This is a genomic window from Mesorhizobium sp. CNPSo 4661, from assembly GCF_057784215.1.
Window position 1 is genome coordinate 434,742 of sequence record NZ_JBWGIO010000002.1, and the last position, 26,564, is coordinate 461,305.

The 26,564-nt window shown below is 63.8% G+C and carries 27 protein-coding genes and 1 tRNA gene; 7 read left to right on the forward strand and 21 right to left on the reverse strand.

Annotation, left to right across the window (positions count from 1 at the left end; genetic code table 11):
* Positions 1-42: 42 nt before the first annotated feature.
* The 10 genes from AC0YKC_RS04020 to AC0YKC_RS04065 form a co-directional block, all read right to left on the reverse strand.
* Positions 43-1,320, reverse strand: coding sequence for an L-fuconate dehydratase (locus AC0YKC_RS04020; protein ID WP_488510220.1), 1,278 nt, complete (start codon positions 1,318-1,320; stop codon positions 43-45).
* 52 nt (positions 1,321-1,372) lie between these two features.
* Complete coding sequence (locus tag AC0YKC_RS04025; protein ID WP_434724959.1) at positions 1,373-2,104, reverse strand: SDR family oxidoreductase; 732 nt, start codon at positions 2,102-2,104, stop codon at positions 1,373-1,375.
* A 17-nt stretch (positions 2,105-2,121) separates the two neighbouring features.
* The gene (locus AC0YKC_RS04030; RefSeq protein ID WP_434724958.1) at positions 2,122-2,568 is read right to left on the reverse strand and encodes a MaoC/PaaZ C-terminal domain-containing protein; all 447 of its coding nucleotides are present in this window, start codon (positions 2,566-2,568) and stop codon (positions 2,122-2,124) included.
* Positions 2,569-2,576: 8 nt separating this feature from the next.
* Positions 2,577-3,650 carry a Gfo/Idh/MocA family protein gene (locus AC0YKC_RS04035; protein ID WP_488510221.1) on the reverse strand — a complete coding sequence of 358 codons (1,074 nt, stop codon included), beginning with the start codon at positions 3,648-3,650 and terminating at the stop codon, positions 2,577-2,579.
* Positions 3,643-3,972 carry an L-rhamnose mutarotase gene (locus tag AC0YKC_RS04040; protein WP_127233704.1) on the reverse strand — a complete coding sequence of 110 codons (330 nt, stop codon included), beginning with the start codon at positions 3,970-3,972 and terminating at the stop codon, positions 3,643-3,645. Before AC0YKC_RS04040 ends, AC0YKC_RS04035 begins: the two co-directional genes overlap by 8 nt.
* 10 nt (positions 3,973-3,982) lie before the next feature.
* Positions 3,983-5,095 carry a mandelate racemase/muconate lactonizing enzyme family protein gene (locus AC0YKC_RS04045; protein ID WP_488510222.1) on the reverse strand — a complete coding sequence of 371 codons (1,113 nt, stop codon included), beginning with the start codon at positions 5,093-5,095 and terminating at the stop codon, positions 3,983-3,985.
* A gap of 2 nt (positions 5,096-5,097) precedes the next feature.
* Positions 5,098-6,195 (reverse strand): ABC transporter ATP-binding protein, encoded by a 1,098-nt coding sequence (locus tag AC0YKC_RS04050; RefSeq protein WP_320294239.1) that lies wholly within the window; start codon positions 6,193-6,195, stop codon positions 5,098-5,100.
* Positions 6,196-6,199: 4 nt separating this feature from the next.
* Entirely contained in the window at positions 6,200-7,066 is an 867-nt protein-coding gene (locus AC0YKC_RS04055; protein WP_488510223.1) for a carbohydrate ABC transporter permease, read from the reverse strand.
* A gap of 2 nt (positions 7,067-7,068) precedes the next feature.
* Positions 7,069-7,965, reverse strand: coding sequence for a carbohydrate ABC transporter permease (locus tag AC0YKC_RS04060; RefSeq protein WP_320294237.1), 897 nt, complete (start codon positions 7,963-7,965; stop codon positions 7,069-7,071).
* A 121-nt stretch (positions 7,966-8,086) separates the two neighbouring features.
* Positions 8,087-9,403: an ABC transporter substrate-binding protein gene (locus AC0YKC_RS04065; RefSeq protein WP_320294236.1), complete on the reverse strand. Its 1,317-nt coding sequence runs from the start codon at positions 9,401-9,403 to the stop codon at positions 8,087-8,089.
* Between the two features lie 165 nt (positions 9,404-9,568).
* Here AC0YKC_RS04065 and AC0YKC_RS04070 point away from each other — a divergent pair, with 165 nt between their 5' ends.
* On the forward strand, positions 9,569-10,357 hold the full coding sequence (locus tag AC0YKC_RS04070) for an IclR family transcriptional regulator (RefSeq protein WP_320294235.1): 789 nt from the start codon (positions 9,569-9,571) through the stop codon (positions 10,355-10,357).
* Between the two features lie 65 nt (positions 10,358-10,422).
* Positions 10,423-11,262, forward strand: a complete 840-nt coding sequence (locus tag AC0YKC_RS04075) for an amidohydrolase family protein (protein WP_488510224.1) — start codon at positions 10,423-10,425, stop codon at positions 11,260-11,262.
* Here the strand turns inward: AC0YKC_RS04075 and AC0YKC_RS04080 are convergent.
* The 3 genes from AC0YKC_RS04080 to AC0YKC_RS04090 are packed head-to-tail and all read right to left on the reverse strand — an operon-like array spanning position 11,259 to position 14,116.
* Positions 11,259-12,386, reverse strand: coding sequence for an extracellular solute-binding protein (locus tag AC0YKC_RS04080; protein WP_488510316.1), 1,128 nt, complete (start codon positions 12,384-12,386; stop codon positions 11,259-11,261). The genes AC0YKC_RS04075 and AC0YKC_RS04080 overlap by 4 nt on opposite strands.
* 14 nt (positions 12,387-12,400) lie before the next feature.
* Entirely contained in the window at positions 12,401-13,561 is a 1,161-nt protein-coding gene (locus AC0YKC_RS04085; RefSeq protein ID WP_488510225.1) for a CaiB/BaiF CoA transferase family protein, read from the reverse strand.
* A gap of 3 nt (positions 13,562-13,564) precedes the next feature.
* Positions 13,565-14,116, reverse strand: a complete 552-nt coding sequence (locus AC0YKC_RS04090) for a MaoC family dehydratase (protein ID WP_434724952.1) — start codon at positions 14,114-14,116, stop codon at positions 13,565-13,567.
* Between the two features lie 306 nt (positions 14,117-14,422).
* Here AC0YKC_RS04090 and AC0YKC_RS04095 point away from each other — a divergent pair, with 306 nt between their 5' ends.
* Positions 14,423-14,752 carry a beta-propeller fold lactonase family protein gene (locus tag AC0YKC_RS04095; RefSeq protein ID WP_488510226.1) on the forward strand — a complete coding sequence of 110 codons (330 nt, stop codon included), beginning with the start codon at positions 14,423-14,425 and terminating at the stop codon, positions 14,750-14,752.
* A gap of 13 nt (positions 14,753-14,765) precedes the next feature.
* Here AC0YKC_RS04095 and AC0YKC_RS04100 read toward each other — a convergent pair whose 3' ends face one another.
* Positions 14,766-15,119 (reverse strand): hypothetical protein, encoded by a 354-nt coding sequence (locus AC0YKC_RS04100; RefSeq protein ID WP_488510227.1) that lies wholly within the window; start codon positions 15,117-15,119, stop codon positions 14,766-14,768.
* Positions 15,120-15,817: 698 nt separating this feature from the next.
* Between AC0YKC_RS04100 and AC0YKC_RS04105 the strand changes: the two genes are divergently transcribed.
* On the forward strand, positions 15,818-16,360 hold the full coding sequence (locus AC0YKC_RS04105; protein ID WP_488510228.1) for a pentapeptide repeat-containing protein: 543 nt from the start codon (positions 15,818-15,820) through the stop codon (positions 16,358-16,360).
* A 249-nt stretch (positions 16,361-16,609) separates the two neighbouring features.
* On the opposite strand, the gene AC0YKC_RS04110 is transcribed toward AC0YKC_RS04105, so the two are convergent.
* The 3 genes from AC0YKC_RS04110 to AC0YKC_RS04120 form a co-directional block, all read right to left on the reverse strand.
* Positions 16,610-17,041: a hypothetical protein gene (locus tag AC0YKC_RS04110; protein ID WP_488510229.1), complete on the reverse strand. Its 432-nt coding sequence runs from the start codon at positions 17,039-17,041 to the stop codon at positions 16,610-16,612.
* Positions 17,042-17,271: 230 nt separating this feature from the next.
* Positions 17,272-17,347 (reverse strand) — tRNA-Ala (locus AC0YKC_RS04115).
* 161 nt (positions 17,348-17,508) lie between these two features.
* Complete coding sequence (locus AC0YKC_RS04120; protein ID WP_320294227.1) at positions 17,509-17,904, reverse strand: TIGR02300 family protein; 396 nt, start codon at positions 17,902-17,904, stop codon at positions 17,509-17,511.
* 196 nt (positions 17,905-18,100) lie between these two features.
* Between AC0YKC_RS04120 and aroA the strand changes: the two genes are divergently transcribed.
* The 3 genes from aroA (at position 18,101) to rpsA (ending at position 22,101) form a co-directional block, all read left to right on the forward strand.
* On the forward strand, positions 18,101-19,459 hold the full coding sequence (aroA, locus tag AC0YKC_RS04125) for a 3-phosphoshikimate 1-carboxyvinyltransferase (protein WP_488510230.1): 1,359 nt from the start codon (positions 18,101-18,103) through the stop codon (positions 19,457-19,459).
* 100 nt (positions 19,460-19,559) lie between these two features.
* Entirely contained in the window at positions 19,560-20,210 is a 651-nt protein-coding gene (gene cmk, locus AC0YKC_RS04130; protein WP_488510231.1) for a (d)CMP kinase, read from the forward strand.
* Positions 20,211-20,403: 193 nt separating this feature from the next.
* Entirely contained in the window at positions 20,404-22,101 is a 1,698-nt protein-coding gene (rpsA, locus tag AC0YKC_RS04135) for a 30S ribosomal protein S1 (RefSeq protein ID WP_320294224.1), read from the forward strand.
* 121 nt (positions 22,102-22,222) lie between these two features.
* Here rpsA and AC0YKC_RS04140 read toward each other — a convergent pair whose 3' ends face one another.
* From AC0YKC_RS04140 to AC0YKC_RS04155, 4 genes are all read right to left on the reverse strand, one after another.
* Positions 22,223-22,930 carry an SDR family NAD(P)-dependent oxidoreductase gene (locus tag AC0YKC_RS04140; RefSeq protein WP_488510232.1) on the reverse strand — a complete coding sequence of 236 codons (708 nt, stop codon included), beginning with the start codon at positions 22,928-22,930 and terminating at the stop codon, positions 22,223-22,225.
* A gap of 194 nt (positions 22,931-23,124) precedes the next feature.
* Positions 23,125-24,705, reverse strand: a complete 1,581-nt coding sequence (locus tag AC0YKC_RS04145) for a 5-guanidino-2-oxopentanoate decarboxylase (RefSeq protein WP_488510233.1) — start codon at positions 24,703-24,705, stop codon at positions 23,125-23,127.
* A gap of 144 nt (positions 24,706-24,849) precedes the next feature.
* Positions 24,850-25,539: a TetR family transcriptional regulator C-terminal domain-containing protein gene (locus AC0YKC_RS04150; RefSeq protein ID WP_434724945.1), complete on the reverse strand. Its 690-nt coding sequence runs from the start codon at positions 25,537-25,539 to the stop codon at positions 24,850-24,852.
* Positions 25,509-26,381, reverse strand: a complete 873-nt coding sequence (locus AC0YKC_RS04155) for a dimethylarginine dimethylaminohydrolase family protein (protein WP_488510234.1) — start codon at positions 26,379-26,381, stop codon at positions 25,509-25,511. Before AC0YKC_RS04155 ends, AC0YKC_RS04150 begins: the two co-directional genes overlap by 31 nt.
* Positions 26,382-26,564 lie beyond the last annotated feature (183 nt).

A 26,564-nucleotide genomic window follows, 5' to 3' on the forward strand; every position in this document is an offset into this window, starting at 1 on the left:
CAGATGAAGGCAAGCCCGAAAGCAATCGGGCCGCGCCATGTCTCAGGCCCGATGCAGATAATCCTCGATCGATTGCGGCTTCATCTCGATCGAGAAGCCAGGTGCGGCCGGCGGCATGTAGGCGGCGTCGCGGATCACGCAGGGCTCCAGGAAATGCTCGTGCAGATGGTCGACATATTCGATGACGCGTCCGTCCTTGCTGCCTGACACAGCCACATAGTCGATCATTGAGAGATGCTGGACATATTCGCACAGGCCGACGCCGCCGGCATGCGGCCAGACCGGCAGGCCGAACTTGGCGGCGATCAGCAGCACCGCCAGCACCTCGTTCAGCCCGCCCATGCGGCAGGAATCGATCTGCACGACGTCGATAGCGCCGCCGGCGATGAACTGCTTGAACATGATGCGGTTCTGGCACATCTCGCCGGTCGCGACCTTGATCGGCGCGACGGCCTTGCGGATCTTGGCAAGGCCGGCGACGTCGTCCGGGCTGGTCGGCTCCTCGATGAAGAAGGGCTTGGCGAAGGCGAGGTCCTTGAGCCAGTCGATCGCCTGGTCGACCTCCCAGACCTGGTTGGCATCGATCATCAGATAGCGGTCCGGGCCGATGACCTCGCGGGCGATCCTGAGACGGCGGATATCGTCTTCGCGGTCGCGGCCAACCTTCAGCTTGATGTGGTTGAATCCATCGTCGATCGCCTCCTGGCAAAGACGCCTGAGCTTGTCGTCGGGATAGCCGAGCCAGCCGGCCGAGGTGGTGTAGCAGGCATAGCCCTCGCGCTCGAGTATGGCGATGCGCTCGGCCTTGCCAGCCTCGGCCTTCTTCAGGATCGCCAGCGCTTCGGCCGGTGTGATGGCGTCGGTGAGGTAGCGGAAATCGACGATGCGCACGATCTCTTCCGGGCTCATCTCGGCGACCAGGCGCCAGACCGGCTTGCCGGCCTCCTTGGCCCACAGGTCCCAGACCGCGTTGACCGCGGCGCCGACCGCAAGATGCATGGCGCCCTTGTCCGGGCCGATCCAGCGCAACTGGCTGTCGCCGGTCACATGGTGCCAGAAACGGCCGGGATCCTCTTTCACCCAGTCGAGATCGAGCCCGACGACGAGGTGGCGCAGCGCTTCGATCGCGGCGCAGCAGATCTCGTTGCCACGGCCGATGGTGAAGGTGAGGCCATGGCCTTTCAGCGACGGGACATCGGTGTCGAGGATGACGTAGGCGGCCGAATAGTCCGGGTCCGGATTCATCGCGTCGGAGCCGTCGAGGCTTTGCGATGTCGGGAAGCGCAGGTCGAAGGTTCTGAGGTCCGTGATTTTCGTCATTGCTGCCTCTTAGCTGGCCTGCCTCGTAACGCAACTGGCGGCCGAAACGGCCTCAGATCGACCAGCCGCCGTCGATGTTATAGGCCTGCCCGGTCGTGTAGGTGGCGCCGGCCAGATAGACGGCGAGATCTGCGATCTCCTCCGGCGTGCCGATCCTGCCCATCGGCTGGCGGGCGATGAAAGCCGCGCGGGCCGCCTCATAGTCGCCCTGCGCCTGCATGCGGCCGTGAAGCGAGGGGCTCTCGACGGTGCCCGGGCAGATGGCGTTGCAGCGGATTCCTCGAGCGACGTAGTCGGCGGCGATCGATTTGGTCAGGCCGATCACGGCCGCCTTGGTCACGCCGTAGGCGAAGCGGTTCGGCACGCCCTTCGGGGCGCCCGCCACCGACGCCATGTTGATGATCGAGCCGTCGCCGCGCTCCAGCATGCCGGGCAGCACGGCGCGGATGGTGCGGATCATGGCGCGTACATTGAGATTGAAGGCAAAGTCGAGGTCCTCGTCCTTCATCTCCAGGATCGAGCCGGCATGGACAAAGCCGGCGCAGTTGAACAGCGCGTCGACCCGGCCGATCTCGGCGAAGGCGGATTTCACCGCCTCGTCGTTCAGCACGTCGAGTTTTCGCGCCGCAATCCCGGGCGTCTTGCCAAGTTCGGCCAGGGCTGCCTCGTTGATGTCGGTGGCGTGGACGATGGCGCCGGCCTTTGCGAAAGCCAGGGCGCTTGCCCGTCCGATGCCCTGCGCGGCCGCCGTGACGACCACGACCTTGCCTGTGATATCAGCCATGTTCTTGTCTCCGTCTTTCAGCCGGGCCGTCGCTCGACGATGTAGATGTGATCCGCCGCCAGCACGACCTCGTCGCGCTGGTTCAAAACCTCGACGCGTTCGATGACGCGCCCGGCATTTGGCCGTTTCGGGTCGTCCTCCTTGGCGGCGATCGTGGTGCGCGTGCGGATCGTGTCGCCGATGAAGACCGGCTTGATGAAGCGCAGCCGGTCGTAGCCGTAGGAGAAGGCGACCGGGTTGATCACGCTCGCGGTCAGCCCGACGCCGACCGAGAACACCAGCGTGCCATGCGCGATGCGCTGGCCGAAGGACGTCGTCTTCATGAACTCGGCGTCCATGTGATGCGGAAAGAAATCGCCGGTATGGCCGGCATGGACGATGAAATCGGTCTCGGTGATGGTGCGGCCGCTGGTGAGGCGGGATGAACCGATCAGGTAGTCCTCGAAATAGGTGGTCTGTTCCATGTCCTGCCTTACGGCTTTGCCGCCAGCGGCGTCGCCGGCGCCGCGCTCGATTTATAGGCGGCCTCGACCAGCGCCATGGTGTGCCAGGCGTCTTCGACGGAGCTGACGAGCTCGGCGTCTTCACCGGACGCGAAGCGCTGGACATTGGCCATGCGGCCGACAAAGGCATCGGGGAACCATTCGCCGGCGAGCGGAACGCTGATCCAATCGGACCCGCCCTTGGGATGGATCTCCAGGATGTCGGGCTCGCCGCGCGGATAATCGAGGTTGAGGCCGAGCTTGACATAGGCAGCACCCTCGGTGCCGCAGATGCGGAACTCGCAGGCCTGGTAGCGGCGCCCGAATTTGTGGTCGTGGTTGATCGACAGCCCGCAGCGCACCGTGTCGCCATAGTCGAGGATGGCGCTGGTGCGGGTCTGCGCGACCTTGTGGTTGGGATGGCCGAGCGTCCTGGCGTGCACGCCCTGCGGATTGCCGAGAAGCTGGCGGATCAGGTCGAGATAATGGATCGAATGCATGGCGATCTCGACGCGCGGCGCCTTGAGCAGGAATTCCCAGAGCTGCCAGGGCGTGTCGAGCGCCAGAAGCGCGTCAAAATCGACAACCTCGCCCAGCCAGCCCTTGGCGATGGCGTCCTTCAACGCCAGCATCATCGGCGCGAAGCGGAGCTGGAAATTGACTGCGGCCTTGAGTTGCTTGGCGCGGCAGATTTCGAGGATCTCGGTCGCCTCGCCGAGATAGTTGCCCATGGGCTTCTGGATCAGCGCCACCGCGCCATCCGGTAGAGCCTTCAGCACCTCGGCATGGCGGCCCGGCGGCGTGGCGAGATCGAAAATCGCGTCCTTCACCGCCGCAGCTTCCTCAACCGAACGGAACGCAGTCACGCCCCATGCCTCGGCAAGCTTTTGCGCCTTGGCCTGATCCGGATCGTAGAGGCCGGAAATCGGGAAGCCGCCCTTGCGGTAGGCGGGAAAATGCGCGTCGCCGACGATCGAGCCGGCGCCGAAAGTCACGATCGGGCGCGGCTTCGAGGGTTTCGGCCACGACTGCGCCAACGATGCCGGATCGAAGGCATCAGTCATGATGGAAGACCTCGTCCATCGTCGCCCACCACTCGCCTTCCTTGCGCGTTTCCAGCGGCTCCTGGCAAGGCATGCAGACCGACCACCATTCCTGGGTCTTCGGGTCGGCGGCCATCTTGGCCATGTCGGCGGCGTAGTCGGTGCCGTGATATTCGAAATAGGAGAACAGGAGGTTCTCCGGCCGCTTCAGGTAGATCGAATAGTTCTTGATGTTGCAGGCCGAGATCATGGCGAGAACGTCGGGCCAGACAGCGGCGTGAAGGCGGACATATTCCTCGACCTTCTCGGGCTTTAAGCCCAGCACCATTCCCATGCGCTGCATATCCGCCTCCCTATTTCACGATCGCCGTGGTGAATTCGGCGATGCTTCTTGCCTTCACGGCATCCCAGTCCCAGTCGATGCCGATGCCGGGTTCGCTGGGCGCCAGCGCATTGCCATTCTCGATGCGCATCTTGGCGCCCGTCAACTCGTCGAGTTGCGGGATGTATTCAACATATTTGCCGTTCTGGATAGCGCAGGTGAGGCTGACATGCAGTTCCATCAGGAAATGCGGGCAGACCGGCATGTCGAAGGCCTCCGCCGCATGGGCGACTTTCAGCCAGGGCGTGATGCCGCCGATGCGGCCGACATCGACCTGGACAATGTTGCAGCCGCCCTTTTGCATATACTCGCGGAAATGCCTGATGGAATAGAGCGACTCGCCGACCGCGATCGGCGTGGCAGTCGAATTCGACAGGCGGACATGGCCGTCGATGTCATCGGCCGGCAGCGGCTCCTCGATCCAGGCGAGGTCGAGCTCGCGCAGCCGCTCGGCGCGGCGGATCGCCTCGTCGACGGAAAAGCCCTGGTTGCAGTCGGTCATGATCTCGTAGCCGTCGCCGACCGCGTTGCGCACCGCCGACAGCCTGGCGACGTCCTCGGAACCGTGCGGCTTGCCGATCTTGACCTTCGAGCCGGTGAAGCCCTTGGCCTTCGCGGCAAGCGCGTCGTCAACCAGCGCCTGCGTCTCGATATGCAGCCAGCCGCCTTCGGTGGTGTAGAGCGGGCAGCGGTCCTTGGCGCCGCCGGCGAGTTTCCAGAGCGGCAGGTTCTGCTTCCTGGCGCGCAGATCCCAAAGCGCCGTGTCGATCGCGGCCAGCGCGATCGCCGTCATGGCGCCGATGGTGGTGGCGTGGGTGGCGAATTCGAGATCATGCCAGATCGCCTCGATCTGGTCGGCGTCGCGGCCGATCAGGCGGGGCGCCAGATGATCGGCCAGAAGCCGCATCACGGACGAGCCGCCGGTGCCGATCGTATAACTATAGCCGGTGCCCGACGCGCCGTCGGAATCGGTGATGGTGACGATCGGCGTTTCCTGGCTGACGAAGCTTTGGATGGCGTCCGTGCGCTTCACCTTCGGCACGAGGTCGACCATGCGCAGTTCGATTTTCTCGATTTTTGCCATGCTCAGCTCCTCAGCGACTTGCCGGTTTCGGCGGAGAACAGATGCGCGCGGCTCAAGTCGAAGCTCATGCCGATCCTGTCGCCGGCCTTCAGCGGCTTCGGATTAAGCATGCGCGACACCCAGTCGGTGCCGTTGAACTCGGCGAAGACCAGCGTCTCGTTGCCGAGCGGCTCGGTGATGCTGACCGGCAGCTCGACGCGGTGGACTTCGGTCTCGCCGCCGGAGCTCAGGCCGTGGCCGGTCGGATAGAAATCATCGGGGCGGATGCCGAACACGACCTTGTCGCCGACCGATGTCCTCGACTTGAACTGTCCAGGCAAAGGCAGGCTGTCGCCGCCGTTGAAGACAAGTTTGCCGTCGCTCACCGTCGCCTCGTGCAGGTTCATCGGCGGCGAGCCGATGAAGCCTGCGACGAAGCGGGTTGCCGGCCGGCTGAACACCTCGTCCGGCGTGCCGACCTGTTCGATATAGCCTGAGCGCATGATGACGATACGGTCGGCGAGCGTCATCGCCTCGACCTGGTCGTGGGTGACGTAGATGACCGTCGACTTCACCTTGGCGTGCAGCTTCTTGATCTCGGTGCGCATCTGCGTGCGCAGCTTGGCGTCGAGATTGGACAGCGGCTCGTCGAACAGGAAGACATCGGGATCGCGCACGATGGCGCGGCCCATGGCGACGCGCTGGCGCTGGCCGCCGGAGAGCTGCGAGGGACGACGCTCAAGCAGTTCGTCGAGACCGAGGATGGCGGAGGCTTCCGCCACGCGCCGGTCCATGTCGTCCTTTGCCGCGCCGGCGATCTTGAGCGAGAAGCCGAGATTCTCGCGCACCGTCATATGCGGGTAGAGCGCGTAGGACTGGAACACCATGGAGATGTTGCGCGAGCGCGGCGGCAGGTCGTTGACCATGCGCCCGCCAATGTCGATCTCGCCGCCGCTGATATCCTCGAGACCGGCGATCATGCGCAAGGTCGTCGACTTGCCGCAGCCGGAGGGACCGACCAGCGCGATGAATTCGCGGTCGGCGATCTCGAGATCGATGCCATGCACGATTTGGGTGTTGCCGTAGCGCTTGGTGAGCTTTTTCAGCGAAACCGTTGCCATGAAGTCAACCTTTCACCGCGCCGGAGGTGAGACCGCCGACAAGGTGTTTCTGGACAATGTAGGTGAGGGTCAGCGCCGGGATGATCATCACCACGGCCAGCGCGCACATGCCGCGCCAGTCGATGGTGAACTCGGCCGTGTAGTCGAGCAGTCCGACGGGCAGCGTCTTGGAATTGACGGAGCGGGTCAGCTGCGAGGCCAAGGCGAACTCGTTCCAGCAGGTGAGAAAGGCAAAGATGCCGGCGGAGGCGATGCCGGGCCGGGCCAGCGGGAATTCGACCTGCCAGAAGGCCTGCCAGCGCGTGCAGCCGTCGATCTGCGCGGCCTCGGCGAGGTCCTTCGGCACCTGGCGGAAGAAACCGTCGATCAGCCAGATGGTGAAAGGGATGTTCAACGCCACATAGGCGAGGATCATGCCGAAATGCGTGTCGATGATGCCGAGCCGCGCATAGACGAAGAACAGCGGCAGCGACATGGCGATGCCGGGCACGGTGCGCGTCAGCATCAGGCCGAGGAACATGCCGGACTTGCCGCGGAAGCGGTAGCGCGCGAAGGCGTAGCCGCCGGCCATGCCGATGGCCAGCGCGATCACCGTCGAGGAGACCGAGATGATCAGCGAGTTGCGGAAATAGTCGAGCACAGGAATGCCGCCCTTGCCGATGCCGCTGAACATGGCGATGTAGGCGTCGAAGGACAGTTCTTGCGGGATCCACACCGGCGGCTTGGCCATGATCTCGACCGTGGGCCTCAGCGACGACAGCACGATCCAGATGCCCGGCAGGCAGATCAGGAGCATGGCGAGGAACAGGCCGACGCGGTGCGCGACGGTCAGCGCGCGGCGCGTGATGCGGGCGGAGGCGTTCTCGTCCATTCTCACCACTCCGCGCCGATCTGCGCACGCGCCGCGGCGAGCTTGTTGTAGAAGTAGACGGTGAAGGCGATCGAGAGCAGGATCGAGAAATAGGCCATGGCGTTGGCGAGACCCATGCGCGCGTCGCTATAGGCAGTCCGCCCGATCAGCGTCCACAACAGCTCGGTGCGGCCGGCCGGGCCGCCATCAGTCATGATCTTGACGATGTCATAGGCGCGCGCCACGTCGAGCGAGCGGATCGTCATGGCGATGTAGGCAAAGGGCATGACGAACGGCCAGGTCACATAGCGGAAGGTCTGCCATGGCGTGCAGCCATCAACGCGCGCGGCCTCGATCGGCTCCTTGGGCATGGCGAGCAGCCCGGCCAGGATCAGGATGGCGAAGATCGAGGTCGACGACCAGATCTCGGCGATCGAGATGGCGATGAAGGCGAGATGACTTTCAATCAGCCACGGGATGGCGTCCTGCGTGATGCCCAACGACTGCAGCGCATTGTTCACCAGGCCGATATTGTCGTTGAACATGAACTTGAACTGGAAACCGACCAGGATCGGCGAGAACATCATCGGAAACATCATCAGCGTGCGCAGGATGCGCTGGCCGCGCGTCGCCTTCTCGACCAGCATCGCCAGGCCGAGGCCGAGCAGCATTTCGAGGTTGAGCGCGACGGTGAGCAAAAGCACCGTCCGGCCGAAAGCGTACCAGAAGTCCGGGTTGCTCAGGATCGAGACGTAGTTCCTGAAGCCGATCAGCACGAAGAAGGTTTCGGGCCTGGTCAGGCGAAATGGCGTGAAGCTGGAATAGAGCGACAAAAGCAGCGGCACGAGCACCACCGCCGCCAACACGACGAAGGCCGGCAGCAGAAGCAGTATCGGCGCGGATGGCTTGAAGCCCTTCATCGGAACCCTGTGAGCGAAGTGAGATGACCAAGCCGCGGCCGAAACCGGGGAATGACATTTTGCGCAGGCTTGAGCGGCCGCCTCCCCGGTTTGCGGGGAGGCGGCCGCGGGGGGTGGAAGCTTAGAGCTTGCCGGCGTCCTGGAGGATCTGCGTTGCCTTGGCGGCAGCCTCATCGAGCGCCTGCTTCGACGTCTTGTCGCCGAGGATGGCGGCCTGCAGTTCAGGATAGACGGCGTTGGATATCTCGATCCATTCCGGCGTCTGCGGCACAGGGAAGGCGTTCTTGGCGGCTTCCTGGAAGGCCTGCAGCACTTCGGTCTTGTACGGATCGGACTTCGCCTGCTCGAGGTCCCACTCCCAAACCTTGGTGCGGGTGGGCAGCGGGCCGGCCGCGGCTTCCAGCTTCTGGCTGTCCTCATTGGTCAGCCACCATACCAGGGAGGCGGCAGCTTCCTTGTTGGCGCAGTTCTCAGTCACCGAGAAGCCATGCGCGCCGGACCAGCCGGAACGCTTGCCGGACGAACCCTTGGGCTGGACCTTGACCCCGACATTGCCGGCGACCTTGGACGACTTCGGGTCGTTGAAGAAGCCGGCCCAGCCCGGCCAGTCGAGGTTGATCGCCACCGTGCCCGAAGCGAAGCCCTGGCCGAGATCGTCCCACAGATAATTGGTGGTGCCGGCCGGCACGGCCTTGGCCTTGTAGAGGTTGACGAACCAGTCGAGCGCCTTGACGCCGGCCTCGGAGTTGAAGGCGGGCTTGCCATCCTTGTCGAGATATTCGCCGCCGTCGGCGATCACCATCTCGTAGAAGCGGCCGTTGATCGCCTCTTCCTTGCCGGCATATTGCGTGCCGTAGAAATCGGGCGGGCTGGCGAAGAATTCGGCCTGCTGCGCCATCTCGTCGAACGTGTCCGGCGGCGCCAGCTCCTCGCCATATTTGTCCTTGTAGGCCTTCTTCTTGGCTTCGTCCTTATAAAGGCTCTTCTGGTAGTAGAGCGCCGAGACGTCGAACTGGGCGCGCGGCAGCATCACCAGCTTGCCGTCCAGCGTGCCGGCGGCGACGTTGGCCGGGACGAAGGCATCGATCTCTTCCTTCGGCAACAGCTTGGCGAGATCGGTGTAGATGCCGGGATATTGCGGCGCGAACGAGGTGTGGTTGGAGCCGACGCACCAGGTGATCGAGTTGGAGGCGATGTCCGACTTGATCTCCTTGTCGAGATCGAAGTGGTTCTTCTTCGACAGGATGTTGACCTTGGCGCCGGTCAGCTTCTCCCACTCGGGAATGCGCTCGTAGAGTTTCTCATATTGCTGGCCGCCAATCAGCTTGGCGTCGATCGTCACGCCCGGATATTTGCCGGGCAGATCGGCCGCAAACGCCGTGCCGCTCAGCAGCAGGCCAGCCAGGCCGGCGGAAATGCCTAGAACCAGTCTCGTCATGTTCTCCTCCCAACAGCCTGCGGCGACGGCCCGCCGGATGCGCAGCCGATCGCTCAAGCTTCATTCATATGCAAATAGCATTTTCATTCCCGGGTCAAGCCGATTATGCTTTGAGCGGAATGAAGTTCATGCATATATGCAGATCGAAATTCACTGGAGGGGCAGGTGGCAGAGGAAGAAGATGGGGACCGCTACCGCGCGCCGGCGCTCGACAAGGGGCTGGATATCCTCGAACTGCTGTCGAGCGTGGATGGCGGGCTGACGCAGGCGGAGATCGCCAAGCGGCTCGACCGCAGCCCGAACGAATTCTACCGGATGCTCGACCGCCTGGTGCGGCGCGGCTATGTCACCAAGATCGACGGCGACCGCTATTCGCTGACGCTCAAGCTTTTCGGCCTCGCGCAACTGCACGCGCCGGTGCGCCGGCTGGTGTCCTACGCGACGCCGATCATGCGAGAACTGGCCGAAACATCATGGCAAGCCAACCAGTTGGTGGTGTTCGACCGCGGCGCCGCCGTGGTTATCGCGCAGCAGGAAGCGCCGCGTTACTGGGGCATCTCGATCCGCGTCGGCTCGCATATCAGCCTGTTCGACACCGGATCCGGCCATGTGCTGCTCGCCTTCCGCTCGCCCGAAGAGCGCAAGATGATGATCGCCGAGCATCTGCAGAGCACCGAACAGTTCGCCCTGACGCCGGAGTTCTTCGCCCGCCTCGACCAGGTGCGCGACCGCGGTTACGAGATGATGGCTTCGCTGCAGACCGCCGGCGTCTACAATCTTTCGACGCCGGTGCTGGGGCCGGACGGCAGAGCCATCGCGGCGTTGACCATCCCCTATATCACCCTCGTCAACGCGCCCACGGCGCCCGATATCACGCTGACGATTCGTCATTTGCAGGACGCCGCTGCGAGGCTCTCGCAGCTCGCCGGTTCGGATGTGCCGCAATCGCAGTAATTTCTTATTTGAATAATGGATTTTTAGGCGAGATAGTGCTTGGCGCAACGGGAGGAGACGCCGCCATGATCATCGACACGCATCTGCACCTCATCGACCAGAGCGCGCTTCGCTATCCGTGGCTGGCCGGCGCGCCGGCGCTGAACCGCGATTTCTTCTATGAGGAATATGCCGCCGACGCGCGGCGCTCAGGCATCGAAGCGGTGTTGCATATGGAGGTCGATGTCGACCCCGCCGACATCGCCGCCGAGACGGCTTACGTGAAGTCGGTCGCCGGTCGGGCAGGCAGCCTGCTTAGAGGCGCCATCGCCTCGTGCCGGCCCGAGGAGGCCGGTTTCGAGTCCTATCTGGAATCGGTCAAGGCCGAGCCCTTCGTCAAGGGTTTCCGCCGCGTGCTGCATGTCGTGCCCGACGATCTGTCGGAAGGGGCACTGTTTCGCCAGAACATCAAGCGGCTTGCCGGCACCGGCCTGACCTTCGACCTCGTGGTGCTGCCGCATCAGATCCCGAAGGCGATGGCGCTGGCCGACCTCGCGCCCGACGTCCAGTTCGTCCTCGACCATTGCGGCGTGCCCGACATCAAGGGCAATGCGGAGCATCCGTGGCGTGAGCATATGGAAGCCATCGCCAAGCGTCCGAATGTCGTCGGTAAAATCTCCGGCGTTGTCGCCTATACCGACCCGGCGACCTGGACGGTCGAGACGCTCAAGCCCTATGTCGAGCACGCGATCCAGTGTTTCGGCTGGGACCGGGTGATCTGGGGCAGCGACTGGCCGGTTTGCACGTTGGGCGGTGGGCTGACCACATGGGTTGCTGCTACCCATGCGCTGTTGGCCGGGGCAAGCGATTCAGAGCGGACCCGCCTGCTCTCGGGCAATGCGCGCCGCTTGTGGCGGCTGGATTAACCGGCGGCGGCCGGCGCAAAACTTTCCCTGAACAGGCGGTTGATGTCGGCGACGACGCTCCTTGCGTCCTGCCTGCCGGCAAGGCCTTCATTGATGCGGTCCGAAGCCCGCTGCTGGAACGCCATGTAGCCGTCGTGGCGCGGGCGGACCCAGGCGCCTTCGAGCGTCGCGCGTGTGTCGCGATAGAAGTCGCCCGTCGCGGCGTTGACGGCATCGTCCTCCCAGGCCGCGGCATGACCGGGCTGGCCGCCAGCGGCGGCGTAAGGCCCGCGCTGCACGTCGCCGCTGGCGATCCAATAGGCGAAGTCGATTGCCGCCTCGCGCGCGGCGGAAAAGGCGGAGACGGCAATGCCGGTGCCGCCGAGCGCCGAGCCGACCGGGCTGGTGCCGCCGGCGACAGGCATGTCGGCAAAGGCTAGGCGGTGCGGCCGGAAACCCGCCACCGCATAGGGAACATAGCCGTAGATCAGCGGCGCGCAGGCGATGCGGGAATTGGCTTCCGCCATCCTTTCGAACACCGCGATCGGGTCCATGGTCAGGCATGCGGGATCGACCAGCGCTGCGATCTCGCGCAGCATCTCGAAGGCGGTTTCTCCGGCCTCGCCGTCGACAAGGTCGGCCGAACCGTCGACTATGCACGGCCGGCCGAGATCGGCGACCAACGTGTAGAAGCACATCAGCGAATGCGGTGGCCGGAGCGGCAAGAGCATCCGGCCCTGCTCGGCAAGCGCCAACACTTCGGTCCAGATCGCCGGCGCGGCTTCGATCAGATCGGGCCGCCAGGCCTGCACCTGGGTCGCGGCATCGATCGGGAAAGCCCATTGCCGACCCTGCCAGGTGTAGCTCGGATAGGACCGGCCGACGCTTGCCCGCGCGAGCGCTTCGCGGTCCCCCTCGCGTCCCGGCACATCGAGCGGCGCCAGACATTTTTCGGCGGTGATCTGGCCGACATGCGGATGGTCGATGACGATCAGATCATAGGCGCGGGCGAGCTCTTCCACCGGGAAGGACTCGAAATCCTGCAGCGAGCGTTTTTCCCAGTCGATCGAGATGCCGGTCTTTTCCTTCCACAGCGCCGAGCACGCCACCATCGGGTCATAGCCGCGCGGATGGCTCCAGGTCATGCCTTTCAACCGGATCACAGGCCGAACTCCGCGCGGATCCTGTCGCTGTGCTCGCCGATGCGGGGGGCAGCGCGATCCACCCTGGCGCGCGCGCCGTCGACGCGCAGCGGCGTGCGGGTGGTGAGGATCGAGACGTTGTCCTCGCGCGTCACGGTCTGCAGCATGTCGAGCGTCTTGAAACCGTCGCTTTGCATCAGTTCCGGCCAGGTCAGCACCTTGGCGCACCAGACATCGGCGGGTTCGAGAATGGCCAGCCATTCGTCGATGGTTTTCCCGGCTATACGCCTGGCTATGATCGCCTTGATTTCGTCGCGGGCGGTGAACCAGGTTGCGGGCTTGTCGCGGAACGGGTCGAGCTCGGGCAATTCGAGCAGGTCGGCGATCTTCGGGATCGGCGTCATGGCAATAGCCAGATAGCCGTCCTTGGCCGGATAGACGCCGTAAGGCGCCGAGAGATAGGCATGCGCGCTGCGGAAGGACGAGCGCTTCGGCAGGCGGCGACCGTCATTGAGATGCGTGGTCAGCACCTCGAACTGGAAATCGACCAGCGCCTCGAGCAGGCTGGTCTCGACGTGACCGCCCTGACCGGTGATGCCGCGCCGCACCAGCTTGGCGAGGATGCCTTGGGCGCACGCCGCGCCCGCCAGCATGTCGGCGATGGCCAGGCCGAACGGCACCGGCCCCTGCCCTTCGTCGCCATTCAGCCACATCACGCCGGAACGAGCCTGGGCGAGCAGATCCTGCCCCGGGCGCTTGACCCAGGGACCGTCCTCGCCATAGCCGCTGATCGAGGCATAGACGAGCCGGGGGTTGATCGTTCTCACATGCTCATAGTCGAGGCCGAGCCGCTCGATCACACCCGGCCTGAAGTTCTGGATGAGCACGTCGGCCTTGGCGATCAGCGCGCACAGCATGGCGAGGTCGGCCTCGTTCTTGAGGTCGACGGCCAGGCTCTCCTTTCCGCGGTTGATGGCGTGGAAAATTGTCGAATCGCCGCCGATCTCGGTGTCGCTGAGATAGAGCCGGCGCGACAGGTCGCCGCCGTCGGGCCGCTCGATCTTGATGACGCGAGCGCCGAGATCGAGCAGGCGCAGCGAACAATAGGGACCCGACAGGAACTGGCTCATGTCGACGACGACGAGGCCGGTCAGCGGAAGTTCGTTTTCAGCGGCCACGGTTCACTTCTCTGTCTTGCCGACGAAATCGGCCGGGTTCTTGTATTTCACCGTCTGCAGATGCTCGCAGTAGAGCACCAGCTCTCCTTCACCCTTGAAGACTTCATAGCTGGCGCGGATCAGGCCCATGTCCTGGTAGCGCGGCTTTTTGTCGAGGTTGGTGCGGATCGAGTAGATGGTGTCGCCGATGAAGACCGGCTTGATGAAGCGCAGCTTGTCGTAACCATAGGAAAAGGCGTTGATGCAATTGGTGGCGACCAGCCCGAGCCCGGCCGAGAACACGAAGGCGCCGGCCACCAGCCGCCTGCCGAAGATGCCTTCCTTCCCGGCGAACATCTGGTCCTGCACGTAAGGATGGATATCCAGCACCAGCGCATTGAACATATGGCTTTCGCCCTCGGCGATGGTGCGGCGGAGCGAGCGGATTTTGTGGCCGACCTGCCAGTCCTCGTAGAACCAGTTTTCCGAATTCCAGACAGGGATGTCGGCATGCGCCTCGGGCATGTCGACGGGGTGCGTCGAGGCGACACCGACAGTCGGCGAGAATGCGCTCATGCCTCGCTCCGAGACGTTCCCGCGCGGCCTGCCAAGCGGTCCCGGCCAGGATGCCGGATGGCGAGATGCATGATCGCTTTCCTCCCGTCAATTTTCTTTTGTGAATAATATTTTCACATATGGGATTACCTTGCAAGCGACGATCGGCGAAATTTTTGACGGCCGGCGCAGGCGGAGGGGCCGCCGGCCCTGAGCAGGCAGTCGCGGACAAGCCCACAAATGCCTGCTCAGGGATTGTTGTTTTTCGCAGGTTCTCTTCGCAAACCCGTGGGACACTTTTGCGGAACCTGCTTAGGAGGAAGATCGATGCAAAGCGCCTGTCTTGTCTTTGTCGGCAGCCTCAACCGCGAGGCGCCCTATTTCCAGGGCGCGCGGGGCGTCGGCCTCGGCGTCTACGCTTTCGGCGAGGCGACGCTTGACGTGCAAAAGCTTGCCGAGACCGACGAGGTCGACAACCCGACCTTCCTGTCGGTGACGCCATCGGGCAGGCATCTGTTTTCGGCCAACCAGAACGCCGACCGCATCTCGATCTTCGCCCGCGACGAGGCGAGCGGCCGGCTGACCGACACCGGCCGTGCCATCGAGGTCGGAACGCCGATGTGCGTGCGGATCACGCGGGACCCGCTTCGATCTTAACAGCCAAGCTTGCTTACTGGCTGACCCGGGCGAACGAGCCTGTATAGGTCTGCCCCGCCAACGCATAGGTAACGTTGAGCGTTCCTGGCGACGGCATCGTGGCGGTGATGTCGGCGCCGTTCGGCAGGCGCCCGAGTTTCAACGTGTTGCCGGAAATCCTGCCGGAGCCGTCGGCGACGCCTGGCTTGTTGTCGGCCAGGTTGCCCCATGCGTAGCTGGCCGTCACCTGCCCGCCCGAGGACACGGTCAGGACCGCCAGCTTGCCGTCATACATGCCGTTGAGCTGCCCGGCCCATATGCCGGAGAACGCGGCGTAGTTGGCCGGTACGCCCTTGCCGGGCGGAACAACCGCGACCGTTTGATCCAACGCCGCCGAATTCGACAAAGCCGGAGCTTGAGCAGCAATGGCGGCCGGAGCTGGTTGCGGGTCGGCAACAGGTTGCGAGTTAGCAACAGGCTGTGTGTCCGGAGTGGATTGGCAGGCAACAAGAGCGGCCGCGATGCAAAGCATCGGCAAGAGATTGTTTGGTCGCGCAAGCAATCCGGATCGAACCCATCCCCGCGCCAGTTTCCCATCCAGAACCGGAATTCTCATAAGCATCCCTCTGACAGGAAGCCCTTTAGCCTAGTTGCCGCTGCCGGCATAGGGATTTCCTCGGGCGCTATCGTTCGTACCCCAAGCGAACAATCAGGCGAGCAGGTCGTCGCAGCCAAACCCACCGGATTTCGAGACTATCGCGGTCCGCCCCAAGCGCCCGCGACAGCGCCGTTCTCCCCATCCACGGTGCTGTTTTGTCTCCGATCACCAAGACGCCAGCCCCGTTCGGCCGTCGTTCATCCGCCCTATGGAGCCCGAGCTTGTCGAACAGCCGCCGAAGGGTGGTGAATGGGGCCATGAGGTCAAGTTCGACGGCTACCGGACCCAAGTCATCAAGGACGCTGACGGCATTACCAAGAACGGCTTCGACTGCCATGGACAACGCTCGTAATAGAGCACAAGGTGTCAACATATTAGCATCTCCGCATTTATTGACGCCGTCTCCCCGCTGAAAGAGGGATAAAATGATGTCCTCGTGGCTTGCAAAATCCGGTGGGGCTTTGGCCCTTCTCGAAATGTGCCTGTTGGATGCACATGCCTTCGATCAAAACTCCATCGCTTTGCTCAAGACCAACAAATCGTGCCCAGACTGCGATTTGTCCGAGGCACTGTTGGAGAATGTTTATCTGCCGGGAGCAATCCTGACGAATGCAAACCTGACGGACACCCATTTGAAGGGAGCGAACCTTGGCTTTGTGAATTTCAAGGGCGCAAGGCTGACAGGTGCCGATCTGTCCGGAGTTGTCCTGACAAACGCACTCTTTTCCGATGCCGACCTGTCCAACGCAAATCTGTCGAATGCCTCGCTGCACGGCGCGGACCTCACGGGAGCGAACCTGACAGGCGCCAATCTTCGCGAGGCCCACCTCGAATTTGTGAAATTCAAGGGCGCCAACCTCAATAAAGCCGACCTTACCGGCGGGATGAACGCAGACGCAACCTTGTTGGCCGAGGCGAAACTTTGCGCCACAATTATGCCTGATGGCCACAAGGACAACAGCGGTTGTTAACCGAATTGCCTTGCGATCTCGGAAGGCCCAAGACGCCGAAGGGCCCGGTCTCAAATTAGCGCGGTCGCGCGTACGACAAGGATTTGGCCCATCACCTGAAGGTCGCCCGGGAAACGTGGGCGATTGGCTGCGCTTTCCAGATCGGCTGCGATGTCATGACGGATCATGCCGCACTACCTGACACGAAAGAGAGCCTATGAGGCTTCCAACAACTCCCAAGCCCCACGAACGGGAAACCCTTTGGCGTACCTAGCTTCCCTTAGCGGCGGCCTCGATCTGCTTCGCAATGAAGCTGCGGAACCTTTCATCCGACATGTCAGCTATGTTCCCCACGCTTTCCGCCACCACACCTGGCGCAGACACCGAGACCTCTCCACTTACCGCAACGCTGATAGTGAACGTCCTACCGGCGGGGGCCTGCACCTCTCCGTTCCGGTAAATTTGAAACCGCACGGTTGGCGCTAACGCTTCGTCTTGGCGGAGCGGCTCTGTGTCTACGTCGACCGTTACGTCTTCTGCTACCTCGGCCTTCGCCGCCTCCAGCGCAGCAACCGCAACGTCGTTTAGCCAAGCCCTGGCCTGTGCGCCAAAGTCCACTGGAGCAACTTGCTCTTTCGCAGGGGCGCTTTGACGACCGTCCGCTTGCTTGCCCCGTTCAAGGGCTTCTGTGAATTTCGACATCTAAGCGCCTCCGATTGGTCAACAACGAGCCGGCACTAGGGTGGCCATGGCTCCTCCAATCGATACAACGCCTACAAGCGGCGGACGTTGCGCGGTGGGAACAGAACCGCAACTTCCCGGCCCATAGGGCACAGGAGCCGGCCTACTCTCCCAAAGGCGTCAGAAGTAAGGATCAGGGGGTCATTTCCGACCCTTCTAAGTATTTGATTTTATTAACGTAGAGGACTGTTTGGTGGAGCCAATCGGAATCGAACCGACGACCTCTTGAATGCCATTCAAGCGCTCTCCCAACTGAGCTATGGCCCCACTCCCGGCAGTCGGCCGGCGCCGTTTCCGGCGAAGAGATCCGGCGCGGTTGGGAACCGCGCCGTCGTTTAGTGCTGGCGGCTTCTAGCGCCGCCTTCGGTCAAGATCAAGCCTTCAAAGGCCGCTTTTTCGTCACAGGCCAAAATGGCCGGCAAACGAAATCAGACTTCGTCATCGTCGTCGCCGACGCCGATCATATCGGCGACGTCGTCGTCCTCTTCTTCTTCGTCGGCAAGGAAGGTGTCGTCCTCATCGTCGCCGAGATCGACATCTTCTTCATCATCGCCAAGATCGGGAAGATCGTCGCCGCCGCCCTTGGCCTCGTCGTCGGCCTCCTCGAGCGAGACGACTTCGGCACCGTCCTCTTCCTCGGCGTCTACTTCCTTCTCGGCGACTTCCTCATCCTCCTCGAGGGCGGAAATCTTGCCCTCGTCGAAATAGGAGCGCGGATAGCTCTTGCCGGTATAGGGCGAGACGATCGGATCCTTGTTGAGATCGTAGAATTTCCGACCCGTTTCGGGGTCGACACGCTTGGTGCCAAGTTCAGCTTTTGCCACAGCAGGCCTCGTCAATAAAAGAGTGGACCCCATAACCGCAGTTTTGAGCGCTGTCAAAGCCAAAAGCCGGCATTGTAAAATGCTCGTATTCGAAGGCCTCGCACAAGGGGATGACCATTGCAACGCACCGTGATACGAGACCGCCGCACCATGACGAACCGAGCCGGCCAGCCGGCATTTCATTTGGAAGACAAGGATGTCTCACTCCGCCGCCGCTAAGCCAGCCACGGCCCGCAAATCACCTGCCCTTGCCGGCACCGCGCGCGTGCCGGGCGACAAATCGATCTCGCACCGCTCCTTCATGTTCGGCGGCCTTGCCTCCGGCGAAACCCGCATCACCGGCCTGCTCGAGGGCGAGGACGTGATGCGCACGGGCGCCGCCATGAAGGCGATGGGCGCGCATATCGAAAAGAACGGCGCCGAATGGGTGATCCGCGGCACCGGCAACGGCGCGTTGCTGCAGCCCCAAGGTCCGCTCGACTTCGGCAATGCCGGCACCGGCTCGCGCCTCACCATGGGCCTGGTCGGCACCTACGACATGGAGACGACCTTCATCGGCGATGCCTCGCTTTCCGGCCGGCCGATGGGCCGCGTGCTCGACCCGCTGCGCCAGATGGGCGTGCAGGTGCTGAAGGCAGCACCTGGCGACCGCATGCCGATCACGCTGCGCGGCCCGAAGCATGCCGCGCCGATCACCTATCGCGTGCCGATGGCGTCGGCCCAAGTGAAGTCGGCGGTGCTGCTTGCCGGCCTCAACACGCCGGGCATCACCACGGTGATCGAACCGGTGATGACGCGCGACCATACCGAAAAGATGCTGAAAGGTTTTGGCGCCAATTTGACCGTCGAGACCGACGAGCGCGGCGTGCGCCATATCTTCATCGAAGGCCAGGGCAAGCTCACCGGGCAGACGATCGCCGTGCCGGGCGATCCTTCCTCGGCCGGCTTCCCGCTGGTGGCGGCGCTGATCGTGCCGGGCTCGGACATCTTGATCGAGAATGTGCTGATGAACCCGACCCGCACCGGGCTGCTCCTGACGCTGCAGGAAATGGGCGGGCGCATCGACATCCTCAACCCGCGCAATGCCGGCGGCGAGGACGTGGCGGACCTGCGCGTGCGCTCGTCGGAACTGAAAGGCGTGGTGGTGCCGCCCGAGCGCGCGCCGTCGATGATCGACGAATATCCGGTGCTGGCGGTGGCGGCGAGCTTCGCCGAGGGCGAGACGCTGATGCAGGGGCTGGAGGAATTGCGCGTCAAGGAATCCGACCGGCTCTCAGCGGTGGCCAATGGGCTGAAGCTCAACGGCGTCGATTGCACCGAGGGCGAGGCTTCGCTCGCCGTGCGCGGCAAGCCGGGTGGCAAGGGTCTGGGTGCCCATCCGAACGGTCAGGATACGGTGGTGAAGACGCATCTCGACCACCGCATCGCCATGAGTTTCCTGGTGATGGGGCTGGCGACGGAGAAGCCGGTGACCATCGACGACGCCAACATGATCACGACAAGCTTTCCGGAGTTCATGGGATTGATGACGGGGCTGGGCGCGGAGATCGAGTAGGGGCGATGGGTCGAAGCCAAACTGAGACGCTGGCGGGACAGCGCGAAGGATCACGGCGCTCGTCTTGTTCCTTGCGCCCTCTGTTCAGGCCGACCAGCCAATGACCCACACCTTCACGATCGCCATCGACGGCCCTGCCGGTGCGGGCAAAGGCACCCTGGCCCGCCGGCTCGCCGACCATTACCGGCTGAACCTTCTCGACACCGGCCTCACCTATCGCGCGGTGGCGCACAAGCTGCTGGAGCTCGGCCTGCCGCTCGACAATGTCTCGGCGGCCGAAACCGCAGCGCGGCAGGTGAACCTGTCGACCCTCGACCGCACGGTGCTGTCGGCGCATGCGGTGGGCGAGGCGGCCTCCAAGGTCGCGGTCATTCCCACTGTGCGGCGTATCCTGGTGGAGAAGCAGCGGGCCTTCGCCAAGGCGCCGCCGGGCGCCGTGCTCGATGGCCGCGACATCGGCACGGTCGTGTGCCCCGATGCCGACATCAAGCTCTATGTCACGGCAAGCGCGGCGGTGCGGGCGCAACGCCGGCTGGCCGAGATCGAGAGCATGGGCGGCAGCGCCGATTTCGCGACGATCCTTGCCGATATCGAGCGCCGCGACGAGCGCGACATGGGCCGCGCCGACTCGCCCTTGAAGCCGGCAGCTGACGCGCACTTGCTTGATACCAGCGAAATGGCTATAGAAGCCGCGTTTCTGGCGGCGATGGCCATCGTTGACGAGGCCCTTGCCAAGAGAAACAAGGCCTGATCAGGTTTTTCGATTGCCGTCGGCGGCGAAAATACCCATATCGGGCACGAACCAGCCTGCCAGCATTCTTCATGCGCCGGACTTGCCGCCTGAACAGCGGCCAAGGGCTTTCAGCCCGGAACGCCGGCAGGCTCACGCAACGCTAACCCACGGCGCCCGCTCCGCCAGCGCGCGGAGCATTCCAGGAGAAACAATGTCAGTTGCTAATCCGTCTCGCGACGATTTCGCGAGCATGCTCGAAGAATCATTCACCGCCGGCCATTCCGGCGAGGGCCAGGTTGTCCGGGGCACGATCACCGCGATCGAAAAGGACATGGCCATCATCGACGTCGGCCTCAAGGTCGAAGGCCGCGTGCCGCTGAAGGAATTCGGCGCCAAGGGCAAGGAGTCCTCCCTCAAGGTCGGCGATACCGTCGAGGTCTATGTCGAGCGCATCGAGAACGCGCTTGGCGAAGCCATGCTGTCGCGCGAGAAGGCTCGCCGCGAGGAGAGCTGGGTGCGCCTCGAAGAGAAGTTCACCAAGGGTGAGCGCGTCGAAGGCGTCATCTTCAACCAGGTCAAGGGCGGCTTCACCGTCGACCTCGACGGCGCCGTGGCGTTCCTGCCGCGCAGCCAGGTCGATATCCGCCCGATCCGCGACGTCACCCCGCTGATGCACAACCCGCAGCCCTTCGAGATCCTCAAGATGGATCGCCGTCGCGGCAACATCGTAGTGTCGCGCCGCACCGTGCTCGAGGAGAGCCGCGCCGAACAGCGTTCGGAAATCGTGCAGAACCTCGAGGAAGGCCAGGTGGTCGAAGGCGTGGTCAAGAACATCACCGATTACGGTGCGTTCGTCGACCTCGGCGGCATCGACGGTCTGCTGCATGTCACCGACATGGCATGGCGTCGTGTCAACCATCCGACCGAGATCCTCAACATCGGCCAGACGGTCAAGGTGCAGATCATCCGTATCAACCAGGAAACCCACCGCATCTCGCTCGGCATGAAGCAGCTCGAGTCGGATCCGTGGTCGGATATCGGCACCAAGTTCCCGATCGGCAAGAAGATCAAGGGCACCGTCACCAACATCACCGACTACGGCGCGTTCGTCGAGCTGGAGCCGGGCATCGAGGGCCTCATCCACGTTTCGGAAATGTCGTGGACGAAGAAGAACGTGCACCCCGGCAAGATCCTGTCGACGACGCAGGAAGTCGACGTGGTGGTGCTCGAGGTCGATCCGGCCAAGCGTCGCATCTCGCTCGGCCTCAAGCAGACGCTGGAAAACCCGTGGCAGGCTTTTGCCTCGAGCCATCCGGTCGGCAGCCAGGTCGAGGGCGAGGTCAAGAACAAGACCGAGTTCGGCCTGTTCATCGGCCTGGACGGCGACGTGGACGGCATGGTCCACCTTTCCGACCTCGACTGGACCCGTCCGGGCGAGCAGGTCATCGAAGAGTACAATCGCGGCGACATGGTCAAGGCGCAGGTGCTCGACGTCGACATCGAGAAGGAGCGCATCTCGCTCGGCATCAAGCAGCTGGCCCGTGACTCGGTTGGCGAAGCGGCCAACAGCGGCGAACTGCGCAAGAACGCCGTCGTCACCTGCGAGGTCATCGGCGTGAAGGATGGCGGTCTGGACGTGCGGCTGGTCGACAGCGGCATCGAGACCTTCATCAAGCGTTCCGACCTTTCGCGCGACCGCGACGAGCAGCGCCCCGAGCGCTTCACCGTCGGCCAGAAGGTCGACGCCCGCGTCATCGCCTTCGACAAGAAGACCCGCAAGCTGCAGGTCTCGATCAAGGCGCTGGAAATCGCCGAGGAGAAGGAAGCGGTCGCCCAGTACGGCTCGACCGACTCCGGCGCCTCGCTGGGCGATATCCTGGGCGCGGCGCTGAAGAAGCAGGGCAACTAGAGCATTCCAGGAAAACCGCTACGCGGTTTTCCGTCCGGAATTGCGTAAGCCCTTCCCGTCGAATAACAAAACCCCGCCGGATCGCTCCGGCGGGGTTTTTCTTTGTCGGATATCCGTGCGGTCAGGCGCGGCCGTAGAGCGGGACCAGCGTGCCGCTCATGGCCTGGTTTGCGGGCGAGGCCAGGTAAGCGATCGCTTCCGCCGCGGCTTCGAGGCTGACCCATTTGGCGAAATCGGCGTCGGGCATATCGGCGCGGTTGGCGGGCGTGTCGAGCGTCGAGGGCGCCACGGCGTTGACCAGGATGCCCTTGTGCTTCAACTCCTCGGCCATGGCCACCGTCATCGCCGCGACCGCCGCCTTGCTCGCGGCATAGGCGACCATGCCGGAGCCGCGCCTCGGCTCCAGCCCGGCGCGCGCGGTGACATTGACGATACGGCCGGCCGTATTGGACGACAACATCGAGCGCACAGCGGCGCGGCTGCACAGGAAGGCTGTGCGGGCGTTGGTGTCCATCATCTCGGCGAAGGAGGCCGACTCGATCCTTTCGACCGGCGCCATGGTGAAGCCGCCGGCAAGGTGGATAGAGGCCCAGAGCTCCGGGACCTGATGGTAGAAGGCTTCGACCTTGGCCGAATCCGACAGGTCGACATTATGCGCCAGATGCACGCTGGCGTGAGCTGCGTAAGGAAAATGCGGCGGGGCCGCCGCGTGGGCATTGGGCACGTGGCAGATCGCGCCTTGCTCCAGCAATCTGCCGACAACCGCGCCGCCGAGCGCCCCAGTGCCGCCCGTCACCACGACATGCCTGCCATTCAGCGTTTCCGTCATACTTCGACCGCTCCTGTCACTTTTTATGATTTCTTTTGGTTATGCCGCCCCAGATTGGAACGTCGCGCCTTTCGCGTCGTCACTCAATTGAAATATCGACATGGCAGGCGCCGCGTCTTTGCATGCGTCGAACCATGGCAGGCGGCATCGATTTGCCGGCGCTGCAATGGCCAACCGGCAGACTCACCAGCCTTTCAGTCGACGGTGATTTCGATGACGCGCGGCTTGCCGGCCGCCCGCGCGCGCTTCAGCGCCACGGCAAGACCACCGGCCCCGGCCAGCCGCTCGGCCTCGATGCCATAGGCCTCGGCGAGCTTGCAGAAATCGGGCGGCGCCGGCGACACGCCGACCGGCTCGACGCCGACATCGAGCATCGACGTTTCGATCTCGCGATAGCCGCGGTTGTTCCAGACGACGAAGATCACGGGCGTTTCGGCGTCGAGCGCGGCGCCGATCTCGGGCAAGGTGAACTGGAAGCCGCCATCGCCGGTGAGGCACACCACGGGCGCTTGCGGAACGGCAAGCGCCGCGCCGATCGCCGCCGGCGGACCGTAACCCAGCGCGCCGAAACCGGTCGCGGCGTTGAACCAGCCGCCGGGACGGTCATGGTCGTAATAGAGATTGGCGGCGTAGATCGGCTGGGTCGAATCGCCGACGATGATTGCGCCCGGCAGCGCGTCGCGGATCGTTTCCACAGCATGAACCTGCGCCAGGTATTCGGGCTTCAGTTCGGCCAACGCTGCTTTCCGCGCGGCGGCCGCGCGAGCCTCGCCATCCTTCGCTTGAGGATGACCCGGCCCGATCGCCGCGAGCAGAGCCTCGATCGCTTCGGCGCAATCCGCCTGGATACCGACCGTCACCGGCCGGCGCTCGATCTGGTCGGCGCCGATATCGATGCGGATCAGGTTTTTCGGCAGCACGAAGCCGCCGTCGCCATAGCCGTCATAATCGGTCGGTCCGAACTCGGTGCCGGCCGCAATCACCAGATCGGCGTTCGCCATCAACGCGCGCACCGCTTTGAGGCTGGGGCTCGCCGGCACGCACAGCGGGTGGCCATGCAGCAGGCCGCGCGCATTGACGGTCTCGACGACCGGCGCGCCAAGCGTCTCGGCCAGGCGCCGCAGCGCCGCGTCAGCCTTCCTTGCGCCGCCACCGGCGAGGATCAGCGGCCGGCGCGCCGCCTTGACGAGCTTTGCCGCTTCGGCAATCGCCGCCGGGGCCGGAGCGGGCGGCGTGGCGTTGCTCAGCGCCGCCGCGATATCGTCGGCGGGCTTCACCATGACGTCGGTGGGGATTTCGATATGGACCGGACCCGGACGTGAGGACGAGAAAACGGCGAAGGCGCGGGCGAGGGCGCCCGGCAACTGCGCGGCCTCGGTGACGCGCTCGGAAAACAGCGCGACCTTTTCCATCATGCCGCGCTGATCCGGCAGCTCATGCAGGAAGCCCAGCCCCTTGCCCAGCGTATCGGTGGCGTTGACGCCGGAGATCACCAGCATCGGCACCGAATCAGCGCGTGCCTGGCCCATGGCGGTGATGGTGTTGGTCAGCCCCGGCCCGGTGATGACGAAGGCGACGCCCGGCCGGCCGCCGGCACGCGCATAGCCGTCGGCCATGAAGCCGGCGCCCTGCTCATGGCGCGGCGTGACATGGCGGATCTTCGAACGCGCCAGGCCGCGATAGAGCTCGACGGTGTGCACGCCCGGAATGCCGAAGACGGTGTCGACGCCATGCGCTTCGAGCAAGGTGATCAGCGCTTCGCCGATGGTGGTCATTGGTTCCCTCCCCTTTTGTTTCTTACGCAATTCCGGACGGAAAACCGCTCTCACTTTTCCTGGAATTGCGAGAGCATGATGCCGAAAAGTGTGAAGCGGTTTTCGGACGACATCATGCTCTATCTCTTTGATTTAGAGCCGGATTCAGATTTCAGGTCGATTTGACCTGAAATCATCCGGCTCTAGCGGCCCAAGGCCGAGTTCGGCCTCGACGGCCTTGATGCCGATCGCCGCCAATTCGCCTTGCGAGAACATCTCGCCGGCCAGGCAGCCTTCGATCCAGAGCCCGTCGAGGATCGCGTTGATCGCTATGGCATGGCGGCGCAGCTCAGCCGCGTCCGGCTTTCGCCGTTCGGCGGCGAGCACTTCGGCCACGACCGCCTCCACCTCGTTGCGAAAGCCGAGATAGCCTTCGCGGTGGGCGCGGGCGAGCGACGGATCCGCGCCGGCGCGGCCGATGAAGGTTGCCCAGAGCGAGAAAACCCGCTGGTCGATGATCGGCGCGTTGAGGTTGGCGGTGACGAAAGCCGCAAGGCGTTGGCGCGGCGAGGCATCTTCCATGACCAGGGCCGCTTTCGCCTGCTCGGTCATGCGGCCCATCAATGCCGCGTAGGCCTCCTGCAGCAAGTCTTCCTTGCCTGGGAAATAGTGCCGGATCAGTCCGGCGGTGACGCCGGCGCGCAAGGCGATGGTGCGCACGGTGGCGCCCTGCAGGCCATGTTCCGCCACGCTGTCCAGGGTCGCATCGATCAGGTCCTGCCGCCGCCGCTCCTCGCCCTCGCGACGGAACTTGCGGCGCGCGTTCATTGGCGCAGGATCGGCCGCGTCAGGCATGTCGGCCCGCCTTCGCAGGCGATGCAGAGCGCGTCCGCCTCGAAAACCTCGACCGCGCAGCCGGCGGCTTCCATCGCGGCCTTGGTCTTGGGAAAACCTGCAACGGCGATGACCTTGTGCGGGCTGGTGGGCAGCACGTTCAGGCTGAGGCCGTTGGAGGCGGCGAACTCTTGCGGATCGCCTTCGACCAGCCGGATGCCGCGCGCCTTCAGCATCTGATAGAATGCGGCCGGCAGAAGCGGCGAATAGACCAGGGCCAGGTCATCGGCCAGCGGGCTGATCACCGACATCAGATGCAGGCACGCCTCTTCGCCCTGCCACAGCGGCAGATCGAAGCCGTAGACCGAAACGCCCAGCGGCTTCAGCAGGTTGGACACCTGCTGGATGCCTTCCTGGTTGGAGCGCACACCGCGCCCGATCGCCAGCGTGCGGGCATCCACCCATACACAGTCACCGCCTTCGACCTGGCCGGGCGCCTCGACGCGGCCGAGGACCGGTATGCCCAGTCTCCTGTAGGTTTCCTCATGCAGCGAGGGTTCCCGGGCGCGCAAGGGCTTGCCCATGGACAGGATCAGCGCGCCGCGGTCGGTCATCAGCGACGGGTCATGCGTGAACACCGAATCCGATAGGCCGTCGGCCTTGTCCTCGATCCACTCGATTTCGGCGCCGGAAGCCGCCACCAGCTCGGCCAGGAGCGCATGCTGCGAGGCGGCCTTCGCCGGGTTGAATCCCGGGCCATAATGCCATGCAGCCCTGTCGGCGTCGCGCATGGCGTTGGCCGCCGAACGCATCAGCACGCGCCGCAGCGGCGCCGCCATGGACTGTGATCCGAAAGCGCTCATCGATGCCCTTTTATGCTGAAAAAAATCGAAAAAATTTCATGAGAGGCTATTTATACACTTGCACAACAACGCCGCAAGTGCCGTAATGAGCGGGATTGACGGGCTCGCGCTGTCGGGTCCATGCTGAAATCTGGAGTGGGCAATACAGCGTAATGTTGATTAGCCGGATAGACGTTCGACGAT